15 protein-coding genes are annotated in these 26,236 nt (G+C 55.3%); 7 read left to right on the plus strand and 8 right to left on the minus strand.

Annotation, left to right across the window (positions count from 1 at the left end; genetic code table 11):
* Window positions 1-559: 559 nt before the first annotated feature.
* Together HSEST_RS13985 and HSEST_RS13990 are read right to left on the minus strand one after the other, a co-directional pair.
* Window positions 560-1,747, minus strand: coding sequence for a PQQ-dependent sugar dehydrogenase (locus HSEST_RS13985; RefSeq protein ID WP_229123119.1), 1,188 nt, complete (start codon window positions 1,745-1,747; stop codon window positions 560-562).
* A 173-nt stretch (window positions 1,748-1,920) separates the two neighbouring features.
* On the minus strand, window positions 1,921-4,074 hold the full coding sequence (locus HSEST_RS13990) for a DEAD/DEAH box helicase (RefSeq protein ID WP_229123120.1): 2,154 nt from the start codon (window positions 4,072-4,074) through the stop codon (window positions 1,921-1,923).
* Window positions 4,075-4,247: 173 nt separating this feature from the next.
* Between HSEST_RS13990 and HSEST_RS13995 the strand changes: the two genes are divergently transcribed.
* Both HSEST_RS13995 and HSEST_RS14000 read left to right on the plus strand, forming a co-directional pair.
* Window positions 4,248-4,883 carry an IS6 family transposase gene (locus HSEST_RS13995; protein ID WP_229123121.1) on the plus strand — a complete coding sequence of 212 codons (636 nt, stop codon included), beginning with the start codon at window positions 4,248-4,250 and terminating at the stop codon, window positions 4,881-4,883.
* Window positions 4,884-4,939: 56 nt separating this feature from the next.
* Entirely contained in the window at window positions 4,940-6,370 is a 1,431-nt protein-coding gene (locus HSEST_RS14000; RefSeq protein WP_229123122.1) for a hypothetical protein, read from the plus strand.
* A gap of 27 nt (window positions 6,371-6,397) precedes the next feature.
* Here HSEST_RS14000 and HSEST_RS14005 read toward each other — a convergent pair whose 3' ends face one another.
* The 3 genes from HSEST_RS14005 to HSEST_RS14015 all read right to left on the minus strand — a co-directional run bounded on the left by HSEST_RS14005 (window position 6,398) and on the right by HSEST_RS14015 (window position 7,896).
* Window positions 6,398-6,760, minus strand: coding sequence for an SHOCT domain-containing protein (locus HSEST_RS14005; RefSeq protein ID WP_229123123.1), 363 nt, complete (start codon window positions 6,758-6,760; stop codon window positions 6,398-6,400).
* The gene (locus tag HSEST_RS14010) at window positions 6,757-7,452 is read right to left on the minus strand and encodes a hypothetical protein (protein WP_229123124.1); all 696 of its coding nucleotides are present in this window, start codon (window positions 7,450-7,452) and stop codon (window positions 6,757-6,759) included. Before HSEST_RS14010 ends, HSEST_RS14005 begins: the two co-directional genes overlap by 4 nt.
* A gap of 207 nt (window positions 7,453-7,659) precedes the next feature.
* Window positions 7,660-7,896 (minus strand): hypothetical protein, encoded by a 237-nt coding sequence (locus tag HSEST_RS14015; protein WP_229123125.1) that lies wholly within the window; start codon window positions 7,894-7,896, stop codon window positions 7,660-7,662.
* A 1,090-nt stretch (window positions 7,897-8,986) separates the two neighbouring features.
* Here HSEST_RS14015 and HSEST_RS14020 point away from each other — a divergent pair.
* From HSEST_RS14020 to HSEST_RS14030, 3 genes are all read left to right on the plus strand, one after another.
* Window positions 8,987-9,880, plus strand: coding sequence for a hypothetical protein (locus HSEST_RS14020; protein ID WP_229123126.1), 894 nt, complete (start codon window positions 8,987-8,989; stop codon window positions 9,878-9,880).
* Window positions 9,881-10,456: 576 nt separating this feature from the next.
* A complete protein-coding gene (locus HSEST_RS14025) occupies window positions 10,457-10,945 on the plus strand; it encodes a CRISPR-associated ring nuclease (RefSeq protein WP_229123127.1) in 489 nt (162 codons plus the stop codon).
* Window positions 10,945-11,997, plus strand: a complete 1,053-nt coding sequence (locus HSEST_RS14030; RefSeq protein ID WP_229123128.1) for a hypothetical protein — start codon at window positions 10,945-10,947, stop codon at window positions 11,995-11,997. The genes HSEST_RS14025 and HSEST_RS14030 overlap by 1 nt, the downstream gene beginning before the upstream one ends.
* A gap of 595 nt (window positions 11,998-12,592) precedes the next feature.
* Here the strand turns inward: HSEST_RS14030 and HSEST_RS14035 are convergent.
* From HSEST_RS14035 to HSEST_RS14045, 3 genes are all read right to left on the minus strand, one after another.
* Window positions 12,593-13,609, minus strand: coding sequence for an HNH endonuclease (locus HSEST_RS14035; protein WP_229123129.1), 1,017 nt, complete (start codon window positions 13,607-13,609; stop codon window positions 12,593-12,595).
* Between the two features lie 205 nt (window positions 13,610-13,814).
* Window positions 13,815-17,291, minus strand: coding sequence for an AAA family ATPase (locus tag HSEST_RS14040; RefSeq protein ID WP_229123130.1), 3,477 nt, complete (start codon window positions 17,289-17,291; stop codon window positions 13,815-13,817).
* Entirely contained in the window at window positions 17,288-18,697 is a 1,410-nt protein-coding gene (locus HSEST_RS14045; protein WP_229123131.1) for a metallophosphoesterase family protein, read from the minus strand. The genes HSEST_RS14040 and HSEST_RS14045 overlap by 4 nt, the downstream gene beginning before the upstream one ends.
* A gap of 568 nt (window positions 18,698-19,265) precedes the next feature.
* On the opposite strand from HSEST_RS14045, the gene HSEST_RS14050 reads away from it, so the two are divergent.
* Both HSEST_RS14050 and HSEST_RS14055 read left to right on the plus strand, forming a co-directional pair.
* Window positions 19,266-22,454, plus strand: a complete 3,189-nt coding sequence (locus HSEST_RS14050; protein WP_229123132.1) for a PD-(D/E)XK nuclease family protein — start codon at window positions 19,266-19,268, stop codon at window positions 22,452-22,454.
* The gene (locus HSEST_RS14055; RefSeq protein ID WP_229123133.1) at window positions 22,447-26,160 is read left to right on the plus strand and encodes a UvrD-helicase domain-containing protein; all 3,714 of its coding nucleotides are present in this window, start codon (window positions 22,447-22,449) and stop codon (window positions 26,158-26,160) included. Before HSEST_RS14050 ends, HSEST_RS14055 begins: the two co-directional genes overlap by 8 nt.
* Window positions 26,161-26,236 lie beyond the last annotated feature (76 nt).

Raw genomic sequence — 26,236 nt, forward strand, 5'->3', positions numbered from 1 at the left:
AATTGATGAAACGGAGGCTCCTCAAAATCTAGAAAAGGAAGTTGGGTTGGTCGAAATTGCTGAAACAGTGGGGGTGTTACGATCGTGGAGATAGAGGTCAACTGCCACGGGCGCGGTGGCCCGTGGCTTGTCAGTGGACTCGCCGCGTCGTACCCGAAGAGCTTTCGGGCGTTCACAGGTCGGCATCCCTGACTTCGGGGGCCGGTTGACTGCGGCCCGTAGCCGACGACAGCTGTAGGCCGCCGACCACTACCAGACTGTTGGGATGCCATCTGCTAAAAGGTTAGTATAGTACAGCGAGTGTCGGCTTCACCCCCGCCCACGGTGTTGACGCAAATCGAAGATTTGCGAAAGCCGAAAACCTACGGTTTTCGGAAGGGCGGGGAATCCGCCTTGGCTTTCTTTTGAAATCTATCTGGTCAAGTAGTTCCGGATGTAGTGCTGAACGCCGGACTACATTCGAATAGGGATTTTGATACATAAGCCAACCGTCTGATATGGCTGCTGCAAACGCGCGTTCCATCTTCCACAGCCCCATTTGCCAACTGCGAGATCGGTATCACCCATCGGGCGCAATACGGTATATCGGCGCATTGTCGGCATCAACGGCTGCATAAAGGTGACCCGACACTGGCGAAGCTATCACGTCACGGATCCGCTGGTCGCGGTCGGCCAGTAGTGGCTCGACCTCTGTTACTTCGCGACCGTCGACGGTAAAGTGCGCGAGATACCGTTTCGCCAGGCCGGCGATGAACAGGTCGCCACGCCAGTCAGGGAACGCGTCCCCGTCGTAGAAGGTGGTGCCGCTCGGCGGGAATCCGCCGCTCCCGCAGGCCCACCCATAGACAGGCGCGACCACGTCCTCACGCTCCTCGTGCGGGACGCCGACCGGGTCGTCGGTGCCGTATTTACAGGAGTTGTCGGCGACGGGCCAGCCGTAGTTGCCTCCCTCTTCGAGGATATTGATCTCATCACCGTCGCGCTCTCCAAACTCTGTCTCCCAGACTGCGCCGGTTTCAGGATGGACTGCGAGTCCCTGCGGGTTCCGGTTTCCGAAGGTGAATACTGCGCCCGAAGCGCCCGGGTCGTCGACGAACGGATTTGAATCAGGAATCGACCCGTCGTCGTGGAGTCGTAGCACCGAACCGAGGTCGTTCTCACGCAATTGTGCGACGTGATTCGGACCGAAGTCCTTGAACTGCCGGTCGCCGACGCTGACGTACAGGTACCCTTCGGTATCGAAGACTGCTCGTGAGCCGTAGTGGCCGTCCGACTCGACGAACGGACGGGCAGTGTAGATGGGCTCGAAGTCAGCGATCTGCCCCCGGTCGCGCTCCAGCCGTCCGCGACCGACCCGTGTGGTCGAACCGCCCTCATCCGCCACAGAGTAAGTGAGGTAGACGAGGTGGTTCGAGTCGAAGTCGGGATGCAGCGTCACGTCTAGTAGCCCGCCCTGGCCACCTGCATAGACATCGGGGACCCCTGCCAGTGCGGTTCGGTCGCCGGTCTTCGGGTCCGTCAGCAGGAGCCGCCCTGCCTGCTCGGTCACCAGCAGACCCGACTCGTCGGGGAGGAAAGCGAGTCCCCAGGGATTCGAGATGCCGGTTACTGCCTCGGTGACCTCGACACTGGTGGTCGAGTTACCCGATGGGGTGGCCTCGTCGGATATGCCGGTACAGCCTGCGACCGAGCTAGAGAGGGCCACTGCTGCGAGCAGCCGGCGGCGAGAAATGTGCTTATCGACCATACTTCGTCTATCGTACTACGCATATTTGACTTCCACCCCACGCCGAGGCGCGAGGTTTTCTCGTCGCACTTCCGAAGCCGCATCTCCTGTTACCTGCACTCGTCTAGGATACTATACTCAAATAGCCTATTCTCAATTAGCCTAATCTATATTAGTCTATTCGAGGATTTCATTCAGTCAAATTGATCTAATGTCATCACTTCTAACTCGGCTGTATCCGTCTCTAGCTCATTATCCAGTTCCTTCGCATTCGGGATTTTGAATGTAATTTCCGGGTCCACTTTCCGAATCTCTCCAAGCACCTCGTCGAACTCGGAAACCAGCGAGGCAGTCTCGATGCCCGATATTGTGCACCACGCTCGCGATCGCGTGATCGCAACGAACGCCTGATTCCGACGTCGAACCTCTTCGCCAAGATAGTCTTCGTTAGCAATTTCTTCAGCCCCGATCACATAGACGGCCGCTGCTTCATTCCCTTTCGCACGATTAATGCGCGAGACAGTGACTTGTCCAGGTTTCTCGAATACTTTGTTGTCCTCGTTCCAGACACAATTGATATCGATATCTCGTTCCGCCAATTCTTCCCGGAGGGTGTAGTGACCGTGTCCTTTTGCGTTCGGCCCAAGCGGGATCGCCAGAATTTGCTCGGGATCTAACCCCTCGTGAGCAATATCCTGGGCAATTTGATCAGCAACCCACTCGATTTCTGCCGTCTTTGAACCGAACCACTCACTTCGGACAAACGGTCCTGCATCGCGATCCCCCTCAAGTGGATGCGGCGAATGCTTTTCTGGCCGGGACAATGTCGCTTGGCTCCCAGTCTTTCTGAAGTCCCCGTCAAGCTCGTATCCGATGTTCTCCCAGCCCTCTGCTCGCGTGATTGTCTGGACAGGCCCGCCCTCTCGTTTAAGCCCCATGCCGATCGTATGCGCAGCCAACAACACCTCCTGCGGTGCTCGATACGATTCCCGCATAATGTGGCTCTTCTGGATCCCGTTCTCATAGGATCCGCTCATATCTACGACCAATTCACCGTCATCAGCAGTCCCGAAGATCCGTTTCGGACTGGGCGCAGTAAGTGTCCCTAGATCCTGCGCTTCATCGTATGCCCAGATGAGGCGGTTGTGCTCGTCAAGCGCCGCTAAGCACATATTCATGAAATTTGTTTCAAAATCTTGCGCCTCGTCGATAAGAATCGCATCCCAGAGATCAGGGATACCACCGGTTTCCAGTACTTCTTTGGCTACACGGTCTTGCATATTCGGATTATACCCGAATTTCCTCTTCGCGTCTCCAAACGAGAGCGGCTCAACACCCGGTGTTGCCTGTGCTACGCGCCAATATAACCCGTCTCCTGTCGTTTCCCCACCCCATCCATGGATGATCTCTATATTGCTTTCGTCTTCATCGAATGGCTCACCGGTGAACTGTCGATAAAATCGAGCGACGAGCGCAGTGATATGGTTATAGAGACTTTTCGTACTGAATGTCAATGCGACGTCCCAGTCACTGTACGCTGGATCAGCTGCAATCCGCGCGGCCTTCATTGCCACAAGCACCGTCTTCCCGGATCCAGCAATACCGCGAATCTGCTGTGGGCCAGGCGGAATCCGCATCCCGATTTTCTGTTGTTGCTGATCTAGTCCTCGAAGCCCTTTCTCCACAGACTCATAATATTCTGCCTTCGTCGTGGGGTCGGCAGTCGGCTGCTCATGAGCCCCGCTAATCGGCTGTCCACAACTCAACACCTTCGTTGCTGCTTCAAATTCTTCCTCGCTCAGCGGCTCAAACGTTTTCACTGACTCAAGTCGCTCTCGTAGTGCTACCGGCGTGAGATCATCACTCAGTATTACCCGTGGCGAAGCAGGCCCCGCGTCTAGATCGCGTCGCTCCCATTCCTTGTAACTAATATTCGGCAGTGCGACCATCACGTTCATCGGAATTTTGACCTGCTGGCCATCCCGCAGAGCTCGTTCTTGCCGGAAGAACTGCTGCAAATGAAATCCCTGATCACGTGCTTGCTCAACCGGGGCTGCCTGGTCTTGTCGGGTCCCTCGTAGATGCCACGTCTCACCAGCAATGTAATCTATCTGGTCAACAGTATAGCCCTTACACTCGACGATTATGAGCCCTAGTTCCTCATGCAGCAAAACAAAATCCGGTTTCCGGTCGAACCGGTGACCACCCTTATTGAAGATCGGATACTGATGATACAGCACACCGTTCTCGTCTGGGTCAAATGCATCTTTCAGTCGAGCCCATACCGCTAACTCGGCTTCCCCTCCCGGGTCATCTTCTGAAACAGAGCCAGACGCGAAATATTGCACAACACTACAGGTGACGGACATCCACTAATACATTATGAATCTCAGAAGATAATTTCCATATTTTCTAACACCACTTGAAGACGAGATATCTAACGGTCGAAACTAGGACCCGCGCAGCCGGCGGTGTTCAGATAAGGATTGAAGAGTGAGACGGTGTGTTTTCTGAGTGGTCCATGCCCGAAAACACACGCCTCAGCGGTAGTATCGACCAGATCAACTTAGCGTTTGTTGAACGAGAAGCGACACCGCGGCTGCTGATGAAGCTCGGTATTCAGCTGCATCTTGCTGGACTATCGCTTTCGAATACCGTTTCGATTCTTGCGGTATTTGGTGTCGAGCGGGCACGATCGACCGTCCATAATTGGGTTCACAAGGCTGATTTACAGCCAGAGTCGGGTCGATCTCCGGATCACGTTGCGGTCGATGAGACCGTGATCCGACTCAATGACGAGCGGTACTGGCTGTACGCTGCGGTCGATCCCGAAACTAACGAATTACTCCATACAAAGCTTGAACCGACGACAAACAAGGTGATCGCTCACTCTTTCTTCACCGAACTTCGCGAGAAACACAACGTTGACGACGCTGTGTTTCTCATCGATGGGTCGCTCTCACTGAAAGACGCCTGCTCACGACACGGCCTCGATTTCAGATACGAACGCCACGGAAATCGGAATAGTGTCGAACGTGTCTTTCGTGAGGTAAAACGACGCACATCTTCGTTTTCAAACTGTTTCAGCAACGCCGAAGCAGAGACAGCTGACGACTGGCTTCGATCGTTCGCCTTCGCATGGAATCAGCTAATCTGAACACGACCGCGCAGCCAGTCCGGGAATTTATGATAGTACGCATATAAGTTTGGGTGATGCAACGAGCACACGTTGTTGGGTTTCTAGTGCTCAGCGGTCTTTTTGCGCTACTTCTCTTCAGCTCTCCTCTGACACCACAGACGCAAACGCCGACTCACACCTGCGTAGATCCTCGCGCCGATATTGCGATTCAGAACGGCATCTCAGTGCCGCGTGCCGACGCGAACATCAGTGGGAACGCTGACTACGACAGAAACACGCAAACGCTCACTATCACGTATCGGAACCTCTCCTCCGATGCGGATTTTTGGGTCGATCTCTCAACGACCCACCTCGATAGGGGAATTCGGATCACCAACACCACCGGATTCACCAATTTATCGTCCGATAACGCCTATTCATTCCACTGGACTGGAGCAACACCACGACCACAAATCACTCTGACCGTCAATCATCAACCCGCGCCACGGGAAACAGATCACGAATATGCAGCGACACCGAACTGGGCTTTCTTTCCAATCCCAAGTCATTCGCTGCCAACGAATCTGAGCTTCACTGGGGCCGGGTTTATTGGTGACCAATTTATGCTCGCAGGACCGAATACTGTCTATTCGGCGACAGCGGGGTGCCAAGAGATTCGACTCGTCGTCCCTGAAGCTGCGGATTTGTCCGAATCACCGGAGCGTATCACGGCTGCGCTTGTCTCGGCGTCGCGGCAGTTCGATGCCGGTCCGCGATATAGCCACGTCAACGCGTATGCAGTCACTGACCCGATCCGTCACGGTGGGGCAGCCACAACGCACGAATTCTGGGTGCACGATGCAGCTACCTTCGATTTCGACTCCGAGTTCCGCAGCGGTATGATTCCATCGAACACATGGCTCCACGAGTACACTCACACCCGACAACTGTTCGTGACGCATTCGACTGTCCGCACGGGGGCGCAGATGGCGTGGTTCGTCGAAGCTAGCGCGACATACTATGCTGCCGAGCTACCTACAAGACAACCGTCCACTGGCCCTTGTGAGTATACACACTATTTCCGGGAGCTCAGTCGGACACGGATAGGACCTGTCGTTCTCAGTAATTACAGCCGGTGGGGGCCATACGAGCAAGGGCCGTACCGAAAAGGTGCTGTAGTACTGTCTGCCTTGGATCAACGAATCAGGGCAGATACCGACGGGAAACGAACACTCGACGATGTTATCTACCAGATGAATATGCACAACGGGACCGTCACGTACACTGATTTCACGCGGATCGTCGAAAACGTGACGGGCACCTCGTACAACACGTGGCTTGACGCTCACGTCACGACCAGTGCCTATCCAGAGCCCGGCCTCCGCAGAGATGCTTGCCGCAGGCACTTGCTGATCCAGCAACTATTCGATCCGAACCAGGGTCGCGCAGCTATTCTTATGGCCCTTCTCTTCATCGCCGTTGTCGGCTACACACTCTATCAGTGGCGACAGCTCCAGCGCGAATAGCACATAATAATCAATCAGCCGCAGCAGTCACCGGCTTAGCGTCTCCCGACGGCGTTCGAACTCGTCATCTGAGAGGTTACCGCGCGCGTAGCGTTCTCTGAGCGTCGCCAGTGCGTCGGCCTGTGCGCTCGAACGGTGCCTGCTGGTGCCCTCGGAGGTCGAACCCGACTGGAGATACCAAATCGCAAGCGCAGCGGCGATCACGATCGCAACGATCACGAGCAGCGATCCAAGGCCGGACCCGCCGAAGGTCCCGCCCATCGCAGCCGAGGTTCCACCGTAGCCGCCGCCCATTCCCCCAGAGGGATGTGCTGCGGCCGGGACGACCAGTGAGAGGAGTGCCCCGGCCGACACGATACCCGTGACGACGACCCGACTGACGGTGTTCATCGGCAGCCTCCTGGGCCGCGGTGGTGACCGCCGTTCCGGGTGTCCGACGCGTCTGTGTCACCCGTCCATGCGTTGTCGTCCTGACTCTCGTTCACCCACGGCCCGTGCGGTCCGTGCGTTTCGTTCGTCCAGTCGCCTGCGTCCGCCCCGTTAGCCCACTCGGAATGCGTGTCGTTCACCCACTGACCGTGGTGCATCGGGCCGTATGGGTCATATGTCTCGTTGGCCCACTCACCGGAGTACGTCCTGTTGTGGTACGTGTGGCTCATCCACGACCCGTACGGTCCGTCTGTCCCGTTGGTCCAGTCGCCCGCGTACGTCTCGTTGTAATGGGTGTCGTTTGCCCACTGACCGTGGTGCATCGGGCCGTGTGGCCCGTACGTGTCGTTCGTCCACTCTCCAGAGTACGTTCCGTTAGCCCACTCGCCCGAATGGGTTTCGTTCATCCACGGCCCGTGGTGGTGACCGCGATCCGTACGGTCGTGACCTGAGCGGTCGCCGTCAGTCACAGCTGGGCGATCGTTCACCATCGGCGCGTGGCGGTCTCCTGGTTGTGGGGAGACATCCCTGGCCGTGTCGTCAGTGGGGTTAACCACACCGAGTCCACCGTGTGCGCTCACGACCGGGAGCAGTAATGCGAGACCGAGCAGTGCGGCTGCCACAAGCAGCCAGCGTGTCGAGATGTTCGTCATTGGATGATCACTCTACTTCCCCCTTGGAGGGATGGGGAGTTATCTCCGTGGGCGTGAACGAACGCCTCAAATCGTTTTAGAACGTGTATAAACTGCTTAGACTGTCCTGCAATCACACGACCGTTTCTCCCGGCTGCCAACACCCCCGTCTCAATGGCTCGACAGGCGGCCAAGGCGACTGCTCCGGGGCTTGACCCCGAGGCAGGTTCACGCACGTAACATCGCTTCGGCGCGCTCTCGGATTTCCTGATCAGCCTCGGTCTCAATGGGCATCCCACATACCTCAGCCACGGCTACGTCTGCATCAGGACGCGGAAACTCATCCATAACTGCAAGCGCACGATGCCTAGTTTCGAGGTCGTGACTTCCAGTGGCGATCTGGTACAGTGTTTCCCGATCTCGGACGGTCGGATCATCCGTCTCGAAGGAGTCCCAGAGGATCATCCCGCTCTCGAACGGTTGCGTGGTAAATATATAGATTCCGGTTAACGTGATGCTGGAGGGGTGAGCGCTGTGCGTGTCTGATTGTGATTGTTTGAGTAGAACTGTGATCGACGCGGCTGGATATCCTCGTTAACCGCCACATTGATGTCGGATTCCTATCTCGACTGAGATCTTATGCCGGAGTCCATTCTCCCCGCGGATGACGGCCCTGAATCCGACCGGTTCCACTGTGAATATACTGTCTCACACCGCCATTTTCGCAGTTACTGTTCTATCCCTGCATCTCACTGTGCTGCCTTTACAAGCGGTACGAGGCGAATGCCACGGGGCTTGACCCCGTGGATGAAGCCGTCCCAGGTGACACAAACGATTAAGTCGTATGACGGTCAATAAATAGCTGTGACGGCACCTATCACGTCTGGCTTCAAGTCCAAAAACACGGACGGTCGGACGCTCCGCCGTCGCCACCAAGTAGGTCAGGGAGAGGCCGAATCCACGCCTGTGGAGACTGCGTTCCCTGTGGATTCCCTCGTGGAATCTGCAAAGCGCGTCGTGGAAACAGGAAGCCTCGGGGCTTGACCCCGAGGCACTTCACGACCGCGACACTGCTGTTTCTCGATGTGGTTCGGACCGACAACCGGGCTGATGTGGAGGCGCTCGCTGCGCTCGTCCGCGCGAACTCGTCGCTGAGTACCCCTGAGATCGCTGGGCTTCTCGGTATCACCCTGGAAGCCGTGCCGCAGGACTCGTCGTCCGGTGATCCGCCTTGGGAATTCGCTCATCCGACGTTGGACGAGACTATGCGTATTCGACAGTGGGTCGACTGACACAGTCATACTCTTTGAGAGTACGAGAGAATGGGGGTTGAGCAGAGGGGATTGAGCAGAATTTCGCCCTATGGAATCAGGCATTAGTAGTAGTAATACGGCATATCCAATCTGGAGGCTATTACCGAACACAGCAAAACACTCGACATATCCCAGAATCGATAGATGGAGCTTTGCAAGATGGAGGGCATATTCAGCAAAGAGCTCTCCAAATCAGAGAAGCAACACTTATATTTATAAATTTCCCATACGACCCCCGTCTTGTGTACGAGGAATACGGTACTGGCTTCGCACGGCATAAAGGCGGAGTTACGGAAGTTGCAAAGTATTTTTGGGAAAATGAGCTTATTGCGTTGCATTGGGGCGACATACCGAGTTCGAATCCTGATGACTATGATTCAGGAGCAAATGAGATTCAATATCTGAACGAGTTTGCGAGGGAGGGCAGAATTGTCGGGGCATCATATCGAGAGTTCATTACGTCAAAAATGCTGGTTGGTGTCGTGCCGTCCGATTCCAATATCAAATTACTATATTTTGATGATGGAGACTTGGTTCGGGAGAAAGAGATCGAACCGGGTAGAAGTATTGAGGATGTAAATGAAGAGAACTACAAGATCTACAAAACTCTTCAATTGGAAGATGTGAAGACCGTTTCAAGAGAGGACTATCCAGTACTTTTCGATAATTCAATAAGACCACCCTCAGCTTCAATTATCAATTGGTGGAATGTAGAGGATCATCTACGAAGAATAATTAATGAGGAAAAACAAAGGCGCTCGGTATACTCATTGAGGGCTGACGAGGTGGAGGTATTGTGCGAAGAATATCTTCGAATCGTAAATGAGGATTATCGAGCTGTTCGGACAATTGGCGGTCAAGTTGCTGATGTTGATATATCTGGAGTAGCAGAGAATCACAGGATTTGGGGAGAAGTAACAATGGGCGGAACAAACGATGTCAAGAATAAATTAGACAGCCTTGAAGATTATATTGGTGATGGATCTAAAGTATTGATGTTTGGCCCAGAAGACTCTAAACCTGATGAAATTCCAGACGATATCACCTACCTTCCTGTAGAAATAGTGTTTGAAACGGTCGATATCAATAAATCTGGAAGACGAATGCTAAGTGAAATGCTGAATACGACCGACTAAATGTATATTTGAGTCTGTGTAAATAGGGACACTGTGTGAAGAGTCCAAATTTCTGAATTCACGGGCTATATGTAAGCTCTATATTCAGTAGTCAGTATTAGCCTATGTCACACATCGAATGGTTGTTTCGCCAGATTAGGTAAGAGTCAATCTGGAAATATCCTTTCTACGTTACCTTCAGTTCTCTATGCCGATACCGAGAGGTGGCACCTCATCCAACTAATGCATCTTGGCGAACCCGCCGCAGAGGCGGCCACGGCATTCAAAACGTAACTTGACGGAGCCGCAGCAGGTCAGCCCTACTGGGGGCCGAGACGACAGCGACAGGAGGGCTATCGTCGAACGCGAGTATCGGATTACGGACGACGTCTTTGCGCCGTGTGATCGCTTGTATACTCTCTTGTATTTTGAGGCTAACGAAGAATCGTTCGAGCATCTAGTGGGACATCTCCAATGCAACGACACACAGGATTGTTCGTACAGGCGCGAGGGAGCAGCGATCGTGCTACTTCCAGAGCGCACAGACTGGGACTGGTGGCGTAGTTTTATGCCGGTCGGTGGTGTGTCATAAATCGAATGGACACCGTCTGGATTACGACCGGGAGTACCACGGTCGAGGCAATGGTGAACCCACTCGCTGCCGCCTGTAACGCTGATGGGATTACCGAGTCGTTCGTCCCTGATACGGTCTACTTTTTGGATAATCCTGGGCTGGGATCGACGCTGTCGGATGCCAAGCATCTCACTAAAGAAATACTGGAGGGTCACGGAATCGATTCACCAACGATCCGCACGGACGATATCGATCACGAGACGGACTTCGAGAATATTGCTGCCTACTTTCGAGCGGCCGTCGAGGACGCCCGTGCGGCGGACGCAGACGTCGCTATTGATGTCACGCCCGGCCGGAAGTTTATGTCGGTGTTCGCCTTCAACGCCGGGACCACATACGAGGTCGATCATCTCTTCTATTTCTATCTGCACTCGAACGCCTATTTCGGGCGGATTTATCAGACGATTCCGCGGACAGCTGGCGAACTGTACGATTTCACGGAGGTACTCTGATGGAGGTCTCTCGCCAGCAGCTGCTAGTCTTGTTGAACGCACTCTATGATCTCAACGAACGGACGATTTCTGTCCGGCATCCCGCTGAGGCGATTGGCGAGTTAATCCGGATCGACCTCGGTGAGCCCGAAGCAAGCACAGTCCATATAACGACGGGTGCAATGACATACGAATCGCTACTAGACGATATTCGGCGAGACCACGGGAAGGCAATCTCCGATGAACTTCCGAATGAAGTCGCCTACGTAAAGGCGATGGTAGCAAGCGGTCTCGTTGACGTGCGAAACCGCGAGGAGATCGACACGTTTCTCCGGCGGTACGGCTACCAGGACCTCCACGAGGGACACCCGCCACGGTACGCTGGTATCGACACCAACCTTCTGCCCTGGCGGATGCATGACGTCCTCGGGATCGATCCCATGCTCCACGGACAGGATAGCGAGCCAGCTCCCATTAACGGGTACACACTCGCCGAAGGTGTTGATGCGGAACTACGACACGGCCACCGGTACGGTCAGACAGCAGTGGATGCGACGGAGCTTGCGGCTGCGCTTGGCTCAGAGTTCACGCGTCTTGCCGGTCAGCCAAACGAGGATAGCCGAGAAATGCGGTTAGGGCTCAAAGAGTACCGCCGGCTCCGTGAATCCCGGCCACACGATATCGTTGAGTCTGGAGAAGGGGACGCTGATATTATCCGTGGCTGTAAGGCCTACTACGAGGACGAGTCAACGGGTGTCATTCTGTTCTCGAACGATCACGGCTTCGTTGAGCGAGCACGCGAGCAGAAAGTGCCGGCGATCCACGTCGACTTTGAGCTTGATGTGCCAGAAACGATTACGGCGACGTGGGACGAGATCGCGTTGTTACTCTATGAGTTTGCCGTGCTCTTTGGAGTCATTGTGCTGCCGAAGGCAACGCTCTATGGTGCGTGGGATGACAAAGACGAGCGCAATTGGCGGGCCGAAGAGATCGATGTCAAGTGCCGTAGTGACAGCTTCGGGGAGATACTCGGCCGTGAACAGGCGATCGTTCAGTCCTACGAGAACTCTTGACTTGTATCGAGGTACTCTTAATGTCGTGGCTGATACGGAGCCGGTCAGTTCTGAGTGAGTCTTCATCAACTGGCCTCCGCTCCAACGATTCAGTTTCGCCAGCTTCGGCTAATCGAGGAAATGTAGACGGCTCGGCGTTGATCTGTACGAATATTCGAAAGATCTCAGCGATGCGGTCGATATCGGCGGAGCGAAAAATACGAATTTTGGTCTCCAAGTATCAGCCCACCAGGGGGACTACAGTGGCACGCCGAGCGTGTTCACGGCGAATGTCACTGGGAAACTGAAGATCCGGCCTGCAAGGATGCCGCTGAATGATGACGATCCGGCATCCTCGCCAGTTCCATAGGACCCAAGCGCATACGATGACTTTCGAACCACATTCGAAACCCTCGATGGCGTGCCTGCAGGAGAAAAGAGCATATCATTTGACATCCTAACGCGCGGCGAGAATCTCGATAACTTTGAAACAATGGTCACCGAATTCGTTGCTCACTGTCGGCAGGCAGCGACAGAGTGACCTCGTGATACTGTTTTCAATACGAAACAAGGTCAAGTAAAGAGCAAAATACCTCTCAAGGGTTCGTGTTATTATTCAGTCCATTTCTGATATTCCGGCCCAAATGAATAGAGTCATAGCCAGCGCAAACGCTGCGACTCCAACTGAGGGGGATGTTATTATATAAATTATACCACCAATAACTAAAGATAAGATAAAACCGCCCATTACAGCTTCTGAAGCGTCAGGATCAGGTTCGTCATCGTTCTCGATGGGTTGTGATTGGGCTTGCTCCTGACTGTCATTCTGCGTTTTCTCTGTATTTCGACTCTTCAGTGATTTGGTGGCGGAGCTACTTTGGGAGGTATTCCACTCATATCCGAGCTGAGTGTGCTGCAAACCATTTATATTGCGAGAATCTACGCAAAACCCAGTTGAAGAACGATTGTTACTCGAACCAGCAGAGCCACTTCCAGAACTTTCGGTCTGTCTCTCTTCTTTAGAATTGATTGAGTCTTCATGAGGGGTTTGCGAGTTCGAACGTGGATTAAATGGCTGCTTATCAGAGAGGAAATATTCTAACGCTTCTGATGTCCGTGCGTGGCCTCTTCCCCTATTTCCTTCAGGAATCGGATGTCTATGTATCTCTTCGTGACACTTGGCGCAGACTGTTATGAGATTACTTTTCTGATCTTGCCCACCTTCTGATTTAGGAATTATATGATGTGCCTGTAATTTTACTGTCCCATTTTTCCCACCTTCAGCACCACACTTTTGACATCCCCAACCATCCCGCTCTTTTGTCTGGTCACTAAGGGATGACCAATTTGCAGAGTAATTGCTTCCTGATCGATTGTCCGCAGCTCCGTAATTGGTCTTTGCACTTGGCAGCGGATCAAGGATACCCTGCCTGATCTTGACTTTCAAAATATGTTTACAGCCACCTGATGGAGATCGCTTCTCCCAATCTTTGCACTCACAGTATGGGATGTCAAGATCAACATCGTACGGGTCCCCCTCACTCCCGCTTACGATGTAGGCTTGTTTACCGCGCTTACTCTTGATAGAGATATCTTGATTTTCAGCACGCCATTGCCTCCGGCGGTCAACCATTCACTCATACTGAACCTGACAACCGCATAAACCCCCATCACTGCACTCCTGGAATGGGACAATATAGTGCTGCAATCCAACTCGGGGTCACCGCCCCCGGGCTACCAGCTTAAAATTCTGTACCATTCTCCTCTCCCCCTTGGGAAAAATAAATCCTATAATCGGTCTCTAGCGGGGCACGACATCTGTGAGTAGTTCGCGAGAATTAGGCCTCACCCAAGCGTGATAGCAGTTCGTCGGTCCTGTCTGTAGCTTCGTCCCGAGAGACACCTTCGTCGACGTAGCGCTCGATGACGCGGGCGCGGATCTGGCCATAATCTAATGTCTCACGAGGTTCGATGTACCCGTTCTCTTCGAGATACGTCTTGAGCTTGTTTGCTTTTCCGCTTCGGAAGCGGTTCACCTCGCCATTGTGCAGGGCGTCGACGATCTGTCTACCATCCCCATTGACTGACTCAGCAAGTTCACTAACTTCGTCGATAAAGGTACCGCTCACCGCGCCAGAGGCTTCGAGAATCTCTCGATCAACGGGCTCGCCACGGCCGACTTTCCAAGCGTCGACGAACTCGTTCAGCGCCGCAGCATTCTTCTCTACTATCGTTATCTGGTCGGAATCAACTGAGGACAGGTCTCCGTTACCCCACTGGAGTAGGTTCTTCAGCTGCCCCCAGTGCTCGATCCCGAGCTCTAAGAGCTGATGGAGCGTGTCGACATCGTCGATTACGTACCACAGGTGCGCTGTTCCGGCGCCACGGTGGGGATTGAATGAATCCACTTCGAGTTCGTCCCCATATGAAGCGTGGTCGTGACCGTTGGGACGAGGGGGCTTCGGAGTGAACGATTCGACAGAGTCTATATGGGGAATATAGACGGACTCATCGACATCGCGAACCGTTGTGAGGTCGATGATTTTGTGGGTGACACCGTTCGTGCTCTCCAGTGCAGCAGTCCACTTCGCCACTTCATCACCCTGCGCAGTGAAATAGAAGACCTGTCGACCGTTCCGCGCAAGTTCGATCGTCGACTCGATGATCGTCCTCGCCCTGCGATCGTCAGTGTTAGCGAGTGTTTCATCAAGGAGGAGTGGGATCTGAACTCCCTGTTCCTGCTGTTCGACGAACGCGATTCGGACGGCGAGCAGAACCTGCACCCGAGTGCCGCTCGAAAGCTCATCGAGTGCAAGCCCTTTTTGCTTGGTTTCGTCGAATACTCGGAATTCGGCTTCGGCCTCATCAAAGTCCAATCGATACCGGCCACAAGTGATCGTCGCCAGGATTTCCCGAGCCTGCTCGAAGACGTCCGGGCGACTCGTCTCCATCGTCGCCTCCTGAATATGATCCACTAGGACGTCCCCCACCATCGCAGCACAGTCATCCTGAAGTTGGTCTTTCAGATCATCGAGCGCCCGATCACGCTCCGCAAGCGCCATTTCTACTTGATCGTCGGACTTCGCCTGCCTAATCTCCGCCCTGATATCAGCAATCCGTGACTGCAACTCATCGAACTCCTCGGCAGTTCGTTCCGCCTCACGAAGGTCCTCTCTGAGGTCAGCAATATCTTGCTCCTTGAGGTCCGGCTCAAAGTCTGGGTAGCTTTCGAGTTCGTCAGCTGCCGCGTCCGCCCGGATCTTAGCTGCTCGCACCTCCTCCACAGCCGATTCGTATGCGTCGACCTGCTCACAGAGTTCCTCCAGCCGATCGTGGTCATCGGAGTCAAGATCCAGAGCCGTAAAGATTGCATCGCGTTCATCCGCCAGCGCACCTATTTTCTCGGTCGCTTCCTGCATCGTCGCGGTAGCCTGATCGAGGTCCCGCTGTGCGGCTTCGCGTTGCTGTTCACGGGTCTCCAGCTGTCGGATTGTCTCAGTTGCCTCGCCGGAGCTCTGCACGTCATCGTAGCCGTACGGAGCGAGTTTTGTGTGGAGTTGCTCGCGAGCACTCGCAATCTGCTCGTCGACGGTGTCAATGCTCTCTTGCAGTCCTTCAACCTCGTCGTGGGCTTCCTGCCAGTCGAGGACTCGCTTGGAGATCACAGCGAGTTCGACATCAGACGCATCTGGCGCAGCGCCCAACTGGTCTTGGAGTTCGGCACGGGTTTCCTCCAACTCCTGCTCTTGCTGTTCGAGCGAGTCCCTATCCGTCGCCAGGCTATCGCGCCATTCAGACCGTCGCTCGGCCAGCTTGTGCGCTGCGATTGCATCGTACAGTTCGATTAGTCGGGACCGAACCTCGTCGTCGCTCCACATCGTCGGCGGTTCCAGACCGGTTTTTTCGAACGCCTCGCGGTGCGGCTGCTGTGAATCCCCGCCGTCTACGGACTGTGAGCGAGCGCGTAGTCCATACCAGAAGATACCAGCGGCGACAAGTAAGATGGAGAACAGCAGTGGATTAACCAAGAGACCCAGCGCGATCCCTGTCGAGGCGAGCGAAACAGCCGAGAACACAGCGATTCGGAACGCTTCCGACCCGTCGTTCGACGTAGTCAAAGCGGACGCAGCCAGCCACTCCTCCAGGGACTGACTCGCACGTTGAAGCGTCGGTAGATCCGGCTCAGGCTGCTCCCCATCCTCTAGAAGTCGCTCAACAGCGTCCCGGGTTTCACGCTCGGACTGGAGTGCTTCGGCCTCGCGCGCAAACTTCGAGACAGTCTTCCACGTCACGGGTTCCAAATCAACGAGATCCCCAGTATCGACATCGAGGGGAATGTCCTCGCGAGCCGTTTTGCGCTGCCGTTCGGCGTCAGCCAAGTCGCCCTCGAGTTCGCGTTTCCGGTCCCCCGCAGCATCGAGATCATCACGAAGCGCTTTTAGATGGTCGATACGGCCTGTCGGCAGGCCGTCTTCAGGAAGGTCGGTCTCAGCAAGCCGTTCCTGAGCATCCGTTTTCGTTTTCTCTGCGTCGTCTTTTTTCTTGGTCCATTCATCGAGGTCCGCCTCGATGGATCGAACCCGCTCGATTTCGTCATCGTCAACCTGATCCAAGATATCGGGGAACTCATCAAGCCTCGATTCAGCCTGCGCCAGTTCGTTTCTCGCCTGTGCATAGTCAATCGCCTGCTTGAGCAGTTCGGCTCGCTCTTGTGCGTGACGCGCCGCCTCAAGTTTACTCCGGAGCCGAGAGAGTTCATTCTGCTCCTGGCGGAGTTCGGAAACATCGTTCCGTGCCTCACGCAACTCCCGAATCGCTCCCTTGGCATTCTGGACGACGTTCCTGTTCGCCCGACTCGGCGAATCCGAATACCCGAGCTCATCGTATGCTGCAGAGAGATCATACCCGCCAGCAGATTCTCGCTCGATTATTTTAGCGAACGACTCATTGTTGTTGTCCCGCTGGAGCAGATCGTGGAGAGACAGACGGTAGCGGTCGCGTTGATCGGCCGGCGGAAGATTTGGACCGTTCGCCGCCTGGCCATCACGTTGGTAGTTCGCGCGTCCATTATCGACCTCGACCCGCCAGGATTCCCCATTCAATGAGAGCTGCCCCACAAGAGATGTCCGTTCATCCGCAGTCTCAGGCCAACATAGCCATTCGAGCGACTCCGCAAGCGTCGTCTTTCCTGCCGCATTCGGCCCATGAATGACATTGATCCCAGAACAGAGGTCGTCAACCGAGAAGCCGCCCGTTTCGAACCCAGGCGCTTGGACAATTTGGACCTCCTCGAAGCAAATCGGATCTCTGGTCACGCATTCCCCTCCTTTTGGCTGAGTAGAGTATCGAGCAGGACTCGTGCCTGCTGTTCAAGATGCTCGATAGCATCAGCGTCACCCGGCTCCTCCAGTTCTGTTTCGCGTCGAAGCGGATTATACGCATTCGCACTATGCGCCTGCCGCACAGCCATCAACGAGTCCTCGACCACCTCGCCGTAGGTATCGCGAGGATCACCGTTCTCGATTTCGAGCAGGAGGTTAGCGAGGTACGCAGCTGCATTCTCCCCCTCTGCAAGCGCTTCAAGATCAATTTCTGGGCGGGTATCGACGTCAATCGATTCGATCCGAACCGAAACTGACCCCTCCCGGAATCCGAGGTCACGCTCCATCGACCGATGCTGATCGACAAGCGCTGAATGGGCCGCTGTCCGACCAGTAAGGTGCACTCGAACAAGGCTGAGCTCCAACGAGCTCGCATCAAGGTCAGCTCGAACGTGGTCCTTGAGTTCTGCCGAAATCACGGCTGTCGCTTCTTGCGGGTCATCTACCCCAGACACATCGACCGAAACCTGATCGTAGCGAACAGATGCCAACGGAATCTGTTCAGCACGCACCTCTCCGGTTTCAAGTATCGTAATCATCCACGGGCCATGAGCCTGCTGTTCACCCGGATCAAGCGGTTGTGGCGACCCCGAGTACAACGCCAGCGGACGCGAATCAATCCGGATCCCTGGACTGTGAATATGACCAAGTAGCCAGGCATCTACAGCGGTATCACGAAGGTCACTGGACAGCACCGGTGCGTACCGGCTGCCCCGCGAATCAAGATCGGCATGAAGCACACCGATCTGCGGCACATCATCAGTCCCCGAAAGCTCGTACTCCGCAAGCGGAGACTCGTAGACGTGTTCAGCCGCAAACGACCAGCCATCGAAATGAACTACCGGCTCCCCGTCTTCTTCAAGCGTCCAGCGCTCCCACTCACCCCCTCTCCCGAGAAACTGAAGTGTGTCGGAATCCAGATTATCGACCATCTCCGGAAGGGCTTCATAGTCGTGATTCCCAGCAACCACGACAACCGGAATCCCTGCGTCATCCAGTTGGGCAATCCCGTCCTCGAACGTCCCGTATGCCTCGAAATACCGATTCTCTTGATCAACAATGTCACCAGCAACCACGACTGCATCAACATCCTGTTCGATTGCTTCGCGGACCGCCGACAGCCAGACAGCCTTCGGCGACAGGCCAGGGCCATCCAGGTCATCCGGAATCCGACTCGGGTGACGACCGAGGTGGAGGTCTCCGGTGTACAGAAGTGATAAAGCGTCGTTCATGAGTGCGACCAAACAGTGCGATAAGAATAATACCTCACTGGTAAATAAAATCCACGGCCTTCCCGGGTCGCTTGCCAGCGTTTCCCCAACCAGATCGACTGAATTCACCTTTTTAACAGCGTGGCACCAGTCACTATATCCGACCGCCGCGCGTTCACGCGGTGAAAATCTCTCTCCGCTGAATCAGCTATACCCTGAATTTGTCGAGGCTATCTCGTCTACCGCCATCTTAGAGCCTCCCAGGACCCCGTCTATCTTCGATTGACCCTTGATTTTGTTTCCGCCGCCACGACTCATCCCCCAATTCCTTACTACCAGAATCATCTCCTAACCTATCAATATCTGGCAATCTATCTAGCTTTTCACTCATATCCAGATCCTCGTCCGCTTCTTCCATCAGATTCGTCGAATCCGTCGAATCCGTTGGATCATCTTCTGTTTTCGAGGAGCTAGATGATTCACTTGTGATTAGAAATATAATAACGGTAAATAGTAAGACAACTGCTATGCTAAACCACTCCATTCACTACACACAAACATCCTGAGGTGATAAATAACCGGGACTACCCAGAACGCAGCAAACACGAAAATCAGTACAGTCCACTTACGGGATCGAGGAACCAGCCGGTCTGGCATAGTGCAAAGATAGAAGGGGGCAGACGAAGCAAGACAACCAATGACAGAGCGGAAGCTCTTTACTGGATCTAATCAGTTGGCGCTGGAAACTGAGGCATTCGAGTGGGCGCACTCTATCGCCGGAGACGGGATTGGTCGCATCCTGTATCTCTCAGAGACAGCGAACAGGCACGACCAGATCCAGCAGCGATGGCAAGAGACGTATGATCACCTAACACTTCGAGTGGAAACGCTGACCACTTTTGTCTATGATTGTCACGAACAGATTGTCGGCCCAAGTTCACAGATTCCGGAAGAGCTTGACCGGCGAGCGCTTGAGCATAGCCTCGATACTATTATCGAAGATCGGCCGTGGATGTCCACTCAGCCATACGCCTCTGCGAATCTCGTCGATGCGTTCAACCGCCGCTTTGCTCGCTTCGAAAACGTTGGTCTCAACAACCCAGATCGAGTGAAAAGCGAATTTCAACAGTCGGAGCTGCCGGCTCGAATTCGGGACACGACCGTCGATGCATACGAGGCCTACTACCAACGACGCGAAGCGGTGTCCGAACCGTGGTATGTCACGTACAGTCACGCATTCGAAACCGTTGGTGATGCCGACATTGCGGACCTTCAGCCGCATATTGATGCCGTCGTTTTGTCTGGACACCTGCAACCTGGATCTGTTGAACAGTCCGTCATAGAAGCTCTCATCGAAGCATTTCCGACTGCTGCGATCGTGCCGACGTTTACGCCATCGCGCTCGGACGGGGTTGATCAGGCAACGGAAGCGATCCGCGAGATCTATGCTAATCTTGAGTTCGATGTCGAGCAGGTCACAGAAACGTATGGGTCGGCTGCTCTCCAGCGAGTAGCACAGTCACTGTATAGAAATCAGCCTCCTGAAGACCGAACGGTGCCGGAGTCGCTTCACTGGCGTGAACTTCCAACGCCAGAGCGGGAGATCAGGTACGTCGCTCGCGACATTCGCACGCGACTTGCAGATGACGCAGGCTCTGCGGATATCGGTGTCGTCGTCCCCGGGTTCCAGGCATATGAAGGATATCTTGCTGATGTCTTCGATACGTTCGATCTGCCCTACACCGTCGATACGGGGAACGCACTGGCCGATACATTTGTGGGCAGCGCAGTCCAGAATCTCATCGATCTATCTGAAGACAATCCACGTGCCGCTGCGCTCACCGAACTCGTTACTAATCCAGTCGTCACATTCTGTGAGCCAGCTGAAGAAGATATCGTCGTCACGGCCGAGCGCCGGACCGACTCTGTCCGGGTTAGCGCTGTCCAAGACCAGTTGCCGTCCACGCTGGCCGAGCAAGTCCAGACACTGCTTGAGCAACTGCGGACGCTTCGAGAGGACCCCTTCGAGACAGCGATTGAAACAGTTCGCACGCAACTGGAGGAGCTTCAGATTGCTGAAGCGGTTGAAGCTCCTGATTCTCGAATCGATGCCGCACAAGAGCAGGCTGCGCTTGAGCACGTTCACGCGGTCCTGGGTTCGTTTGAGGAGACCTCTTCGTCGGCGACCGATCTCACACCGGCAGCAGCGCTGCTGCGGGCGGTCCAAGGCGTCTCCCTTAGCGGTTATAATGGACTATCTGAGCAGATTACGGTCTTGGACCATCTGGATGCCAGGGAGTTCGCGTTCGATCAGCTCTACATTGTGGGCCTGACAACTGACCACTTCCCGTCGGTCCGCCGGCATCCCGCTTTTTTCGAGGAAATGGTAGACGCACACCCGAAACTTGAGGTGCTCGACGAACAGGTCCGGGATCGATATACGTTCGCGTGTCTCCTCGGGAACGCCGATACAGTTACGATCACAACCCCGTCCACTGATCCGAACTCAACTGCTGTGGTCCGGTCCCCTGTCTTAGACGAACTCACGCGCGTAACTGGGATCGAACCGACAACCGGGGTTGACGACAGAATTGGGTCTCGGGAAGATCTTCAGCGTGCAATCTCGCCACTCTCGGAGCGCCGCGCGGCGCTCGATTCAGCGGGCGAACGCGATGACTTTACCACGGCACAGACCATTCGCGCGGACCGTGGAATCACGTGTGCCGCCGAGCGCGCAGAACCGGATCTATCGCCGCACGATGGGTTACTTGAGCCCGCAACGGTCGCGGACATCTATCCAGACTCCGACCGGGAACCGTACAGTGCTAGTCGGATCGAGCGATACGTGAATTGCGGCTTCCAATTCTATATGGAGCATATCTTGGATCTTGAGGGTAACGACGATGTCGAACGGACGCCCGACCCCTTGGAAACGGGCACATTCGTCCACGACACGTTTGAACGCTTCTACAAAGCCCTCCAATCCGAGCCCGGAGACACAGTTGATCTACGGGAGTATGATCAGGCTGCGCTCGAATCACATATGCTTGAGATCGCGCTTGACGAACTCGAAGACGCCGCATTCGACTATTCAGGGCTATTCTATCAGCGGTGGCTCGAACAACTCTTTGCGGGCCTGGGCGATCCGGAGTCGAACCCCCATCACGGAGAGCCACGTCCACACGAAGGTGTTGATCAGGGGTTGTTCAGCCGGTTTGTCGAACGAGAATACAACCGCGACGGAGACGCCCTCCCAGCGTGGTTCGAGCCGCCGTTTGGCACCGGACTCCCCGGTGAAGACCTTGATCCATTTGCGATTGAACTCCCGAACGGCGAAGCAGTCGAGTTCCGCGGCTATATCGACCGTGTCGATATCGGTGTCAGCGATGAGGGCACCCAGATACAGCTATTCGACTACAAGACCGGGTACGCACCCTCGCTGACGAAAACAACCGGTGGCACGACATTCCAACTCCCGATCTACCTCCTCGCTGCCGAAGAGGTGTTGGCGGATAAGATGGACACTGTAACCGATATCGCTGCGACGTACTACCAGACGAAACCGCCGAACAAACTCCATGAACCACGCGGAATCGAATCAAAATTCGACTCCGAGAGCGAGCTTCGACGCTTTCTTGACGAATTGATACCAGCGCGTCTCGAAACGATCTCCACTGCCGTAGAACACGGCCGCTTCCAGACGACGATGCTCTCACAGAGTGAAGCAGGATGCGAGTACTGTGCCTTCCAGCGATCGTGTGACGTGCGCCCTCATCAACGCCGGGACCGGGTTGATCTCCTCGACCCTGATCCACAGACGTACGTCCCGATCCGAGCGACAGACCGTGATTTTGACGACGAGTTCGGAGGTGAAGCCGATGACTGACAAGAAAACATCCGCCACCACTGACGGCAACTCAAGCGAGGAGTCAACAACGATCGAACCGACAGACGAACAGGCAGACGCGTTGGTGCTGGATCGGAACGTGACGATCACGGCTGGCGCTGGCACGGGGAAAACAACGACACTCACCCACCGGTACCTCGAATTTCTCCGGTCCAATCCGTCTGCAACCCCGAAAAATGTCGTGACGATCACCTTCACGCGGAAGGCTGCCGCGGAGCTGGAAACGCGAGTGCGTGAAGAGATCTACGAGGAGCTACAGTCCGTCGAGGATCCCGCGGAGTACGAGCGCTGGCGGGCAGTCCTCGACGAACTCGATGACGGTTACACCCACACGATCCACGCCTTCTGTGCTCGACTCCTCCGTGAAAACGCCGTCCAAGCACCCGTCCCGATGGAGTTCGATGTTCTCGATGAAGACGACGCCGCGGACCTCCAACAACAGATCATCGTCGAATATCTCGACGCCAATCCCGCCGACCCCGATGTCGATCTCTTGTCTCGACTCTTCGGCTCCCGCGGCCGTCTCGTCGATATCCTGGCTGGCCTATTAGATGCACGCCCGGACAGCGAGGCGTGGCTGGACACCTGGCGAGACCGAGACGTAGACGATTATATGGACTATCTCTGGGAGAACGTCTGTGAACTCGACGGTCCAACTGCTAGAGACTTCTTCACCGATCCTGACGTGCAAGCAGCACTGGAAACGGCACAGCGATTCCGTGACGGCGAGTTCGACGTTGAGGACGGCGCCGACGGCGTCGCCGTCCTCCGAGAAGTTGCAGCTATCGGTGCGACTGTCCAAGGCGCTGATGACGAGCGGGCGTATCAGGTCGCGTCCCGCGATCTATACGACCTGTTAGAGAAGAGTTCTGGCGGGTTGTATGCAAGTGCGAGCCACCACCTCGTTGGGACCAAAGCCACCTGGAACGACGAAACACAAGCCTACAGCGACTGCAAAGACGCGCTTAACACGCTCCTGGATCGGCTGGTGGAGATTGAGGAGGCGATTGCCACTACGCCGGGTGATCTTGAACGCAACAGCGCGCACTATGTCCTTGCGTTGGCACGGGTATTTGACGATCTCACGGACGTCTACGCAGCTGAGAAAGCACAACGCGAAGCGTTAGATTTCCCGGATCTCATCGAAACCACGATCACTTTCCTGCAAAACAACCCCGCCATCCAGTCGTCGTTACAGTCGTCCTTTGATGCGCTGATGGTGGACGAATTCCAGGATACCGACAGTCGGCAATGGGAGCTGGTGTCACTGCTTGCCAAGTTGGCTGACAACGACGTCCCGACAGACAACGTGTTCCTCGTCGGGGACAAAAAACAGAGTATCTACGGCTTCCGCGGCGCCGAAGTGACGACCTTCGAAACTGCAAAAGAAGCCTTACGCGACCAAAATCAGGCTCTTGGCCGTGATTCGATCCCCGACAGCGACCAAGACGCACCCACAAACCTCGAACTGTCCGGCAACTTCCGGACACTTGATGGCCCACTCACGTTCCTGAACGAACTCTTCGCAGACGTCTTCCAGCCGCTGGACGGCGAGTACGCCGATTACGAAGCCGAGCCACAGGCACTGTCGTTCGAGCGTGACGAGATCGAACCGGTCGCCGAGCTTGAGGGGTCGGTCGAGTACTTGGTGGTCCCCGAAGATGAAGACAGCGCGGAACAAGCGCTTGATACGGACCACCCGGTGATCGACGCCGCGGCCGAGCATTCCATCGCAGCGGAAGCCGAAGCCCTCGGTGCGCGTCTCTCAGGCCTCCTTGCCGACCCACCGGAGATCTATGACACGGACAACGAGGAAATCACTGTAGCGACACCCGAAGACGTCGCGATCCTCTTACGCCGCCGCACCCACCTCGACCGATACCAGCGGGCCCTGGAGGCCCACGATATTCCATACTCCGTTATCTCCGGCCGGGGCTTCTACGATACGCCTGAAGTCCAGACGCTAACCAATCTCCTGCGCGTTCTCGCCGACCCAACTGACGACGTCTCACTCTACGGCGTCCTCCGATCGCCACTCTTTGGCTTCCCCGACGATCGACTCGCCCGTCTCGCAGCGACGGACGACTCGCTGTGGCAGTCCCTCCAAACGACTGACGACCAACAACTGGCCGACGCAGCCGATTTACTCACTAAGTGGCGCGAACTCGCCGGCTGTGTCCACAGTGACGACACGGATGTCTTGCCGTGGAACCGCGTCCTCACACGCGTCTTCGACGACACAGGCTATCTTGTCAGCATTGGTGCTGACGAAGGCGGCCAACAAGCTGTCGCCAACGTCGAAAAATTCCGTGACGAAATCCGCGACTGGTCACAAGACGGTACCCAAACTGCCGCGAATATGCTGCGCCGCATCGACCGGCACGCCGAACTTGACCCCCGAGAAGGCGAGGCTGAGGTGCCTGAAGGCACGGAGGGTGTCCGCATTATGACGATCCACGCAGCGAAAGGCCTTGAGTTCCCAATCGTCACTGTCCCTGACATTGGAGCCGACCTAAACTTCGGTCGCAGCATCGATGACTACGGATATGTCCGCCTTATCACAGACCACGATGACGCTCCATTCCTTGCTGCTGGCGGCCCCTCACCCAGCGATGCGTTCAACGTCGAAAAGACAACCGCTCACAACTATGCCGACTCGATCGAACTCCCGCGCGAACGCGCCGAAGCCAAACGTCTGCTGTATGTCGCCTGCACACGGGCCCGCGATCACCTCCTCCTTTGTGGCACCCACGAATTCGAAACCACTGACGATACTCTCGGCTTTGCCGATATCAACGACCACGACGAGGCCACAGCGTGGCGTGACTGGCTCCAACCGATTCTCCTTGATCGCGATAGCATCGTCGAACCACTCTTCCGTACCGGACGCGTGCACGCACACCTCGACGATAGCACGTACACCGTTTCTCTGCCCAGCGAAGGACGTCCACTAAGCGCTGCCGACGACACGGCAAACGAGTCAGAGCCGTTCCCACGCATCGACATCGAAGATCGCCCTGATACCGAGACTCAACAGCGGGTGACAGCCACCCAGCTCGTCCACGCCGCTTCAGACTACTCTGAAGAAGGCCCAGACGGGGATACGAATCAGGCAGGCGATTCTGACAAGTCTGGAACCGACGATGAGACGCTGCCACGGGATGACTTCGGGACGATCGTTCACCGCGTTCTCGAATTCGACCAGCCACGCTCAGAATGGCCCGCACTCGCTCGTCGTGTTGCTGCTGTCAACGACTTCGAGATCACCGACGAAACCATCGAGGAAGTCATCGAGCACGCTGCTGACGCACGGACATTCCTCGACGCCCAGGTAGACCAGTACGAAGACGCCGAAACCTACGCAGAACTCCCCGTCTCAGTCGATGTCGGCGAGTTCCAAATTATCGGCGAGATCGATCACTTACGCGTGACACCAGACGCGTTCGTCATCACCGATTACAAAACGAACCAATTGGGAAGGCGAACAACCGCGGATCTCGCCGAGCACTATCGCCCACAGATGATGAGCTATGCCCTAGCACTGCTAGAACACGACCCAGAACGCGACGTCATTGTCAACCTTCGCTTCACCGAGGACCGTACAACAGAATCATTCCAATGGAACAGTACCGATCGTGATGCGATTGGCGACGAACTTCGGGAGCTCGGGAAAATCATGGATTGAACCACAACAGAGATGGTGTAATATGAGGCCGTAACTCTTCGTCAGGATCGGAATTCGCGGAATGTCATCCAGTTCG

The sequence above is a fragment of the Halapricum desulfuricans genome (assembly GCF_017094465.1).
Classification (GTDB): Archaea; Halobacteriota; Halobacteria; order Halobacteriales; family Haloarculaceae; genus Halapricum.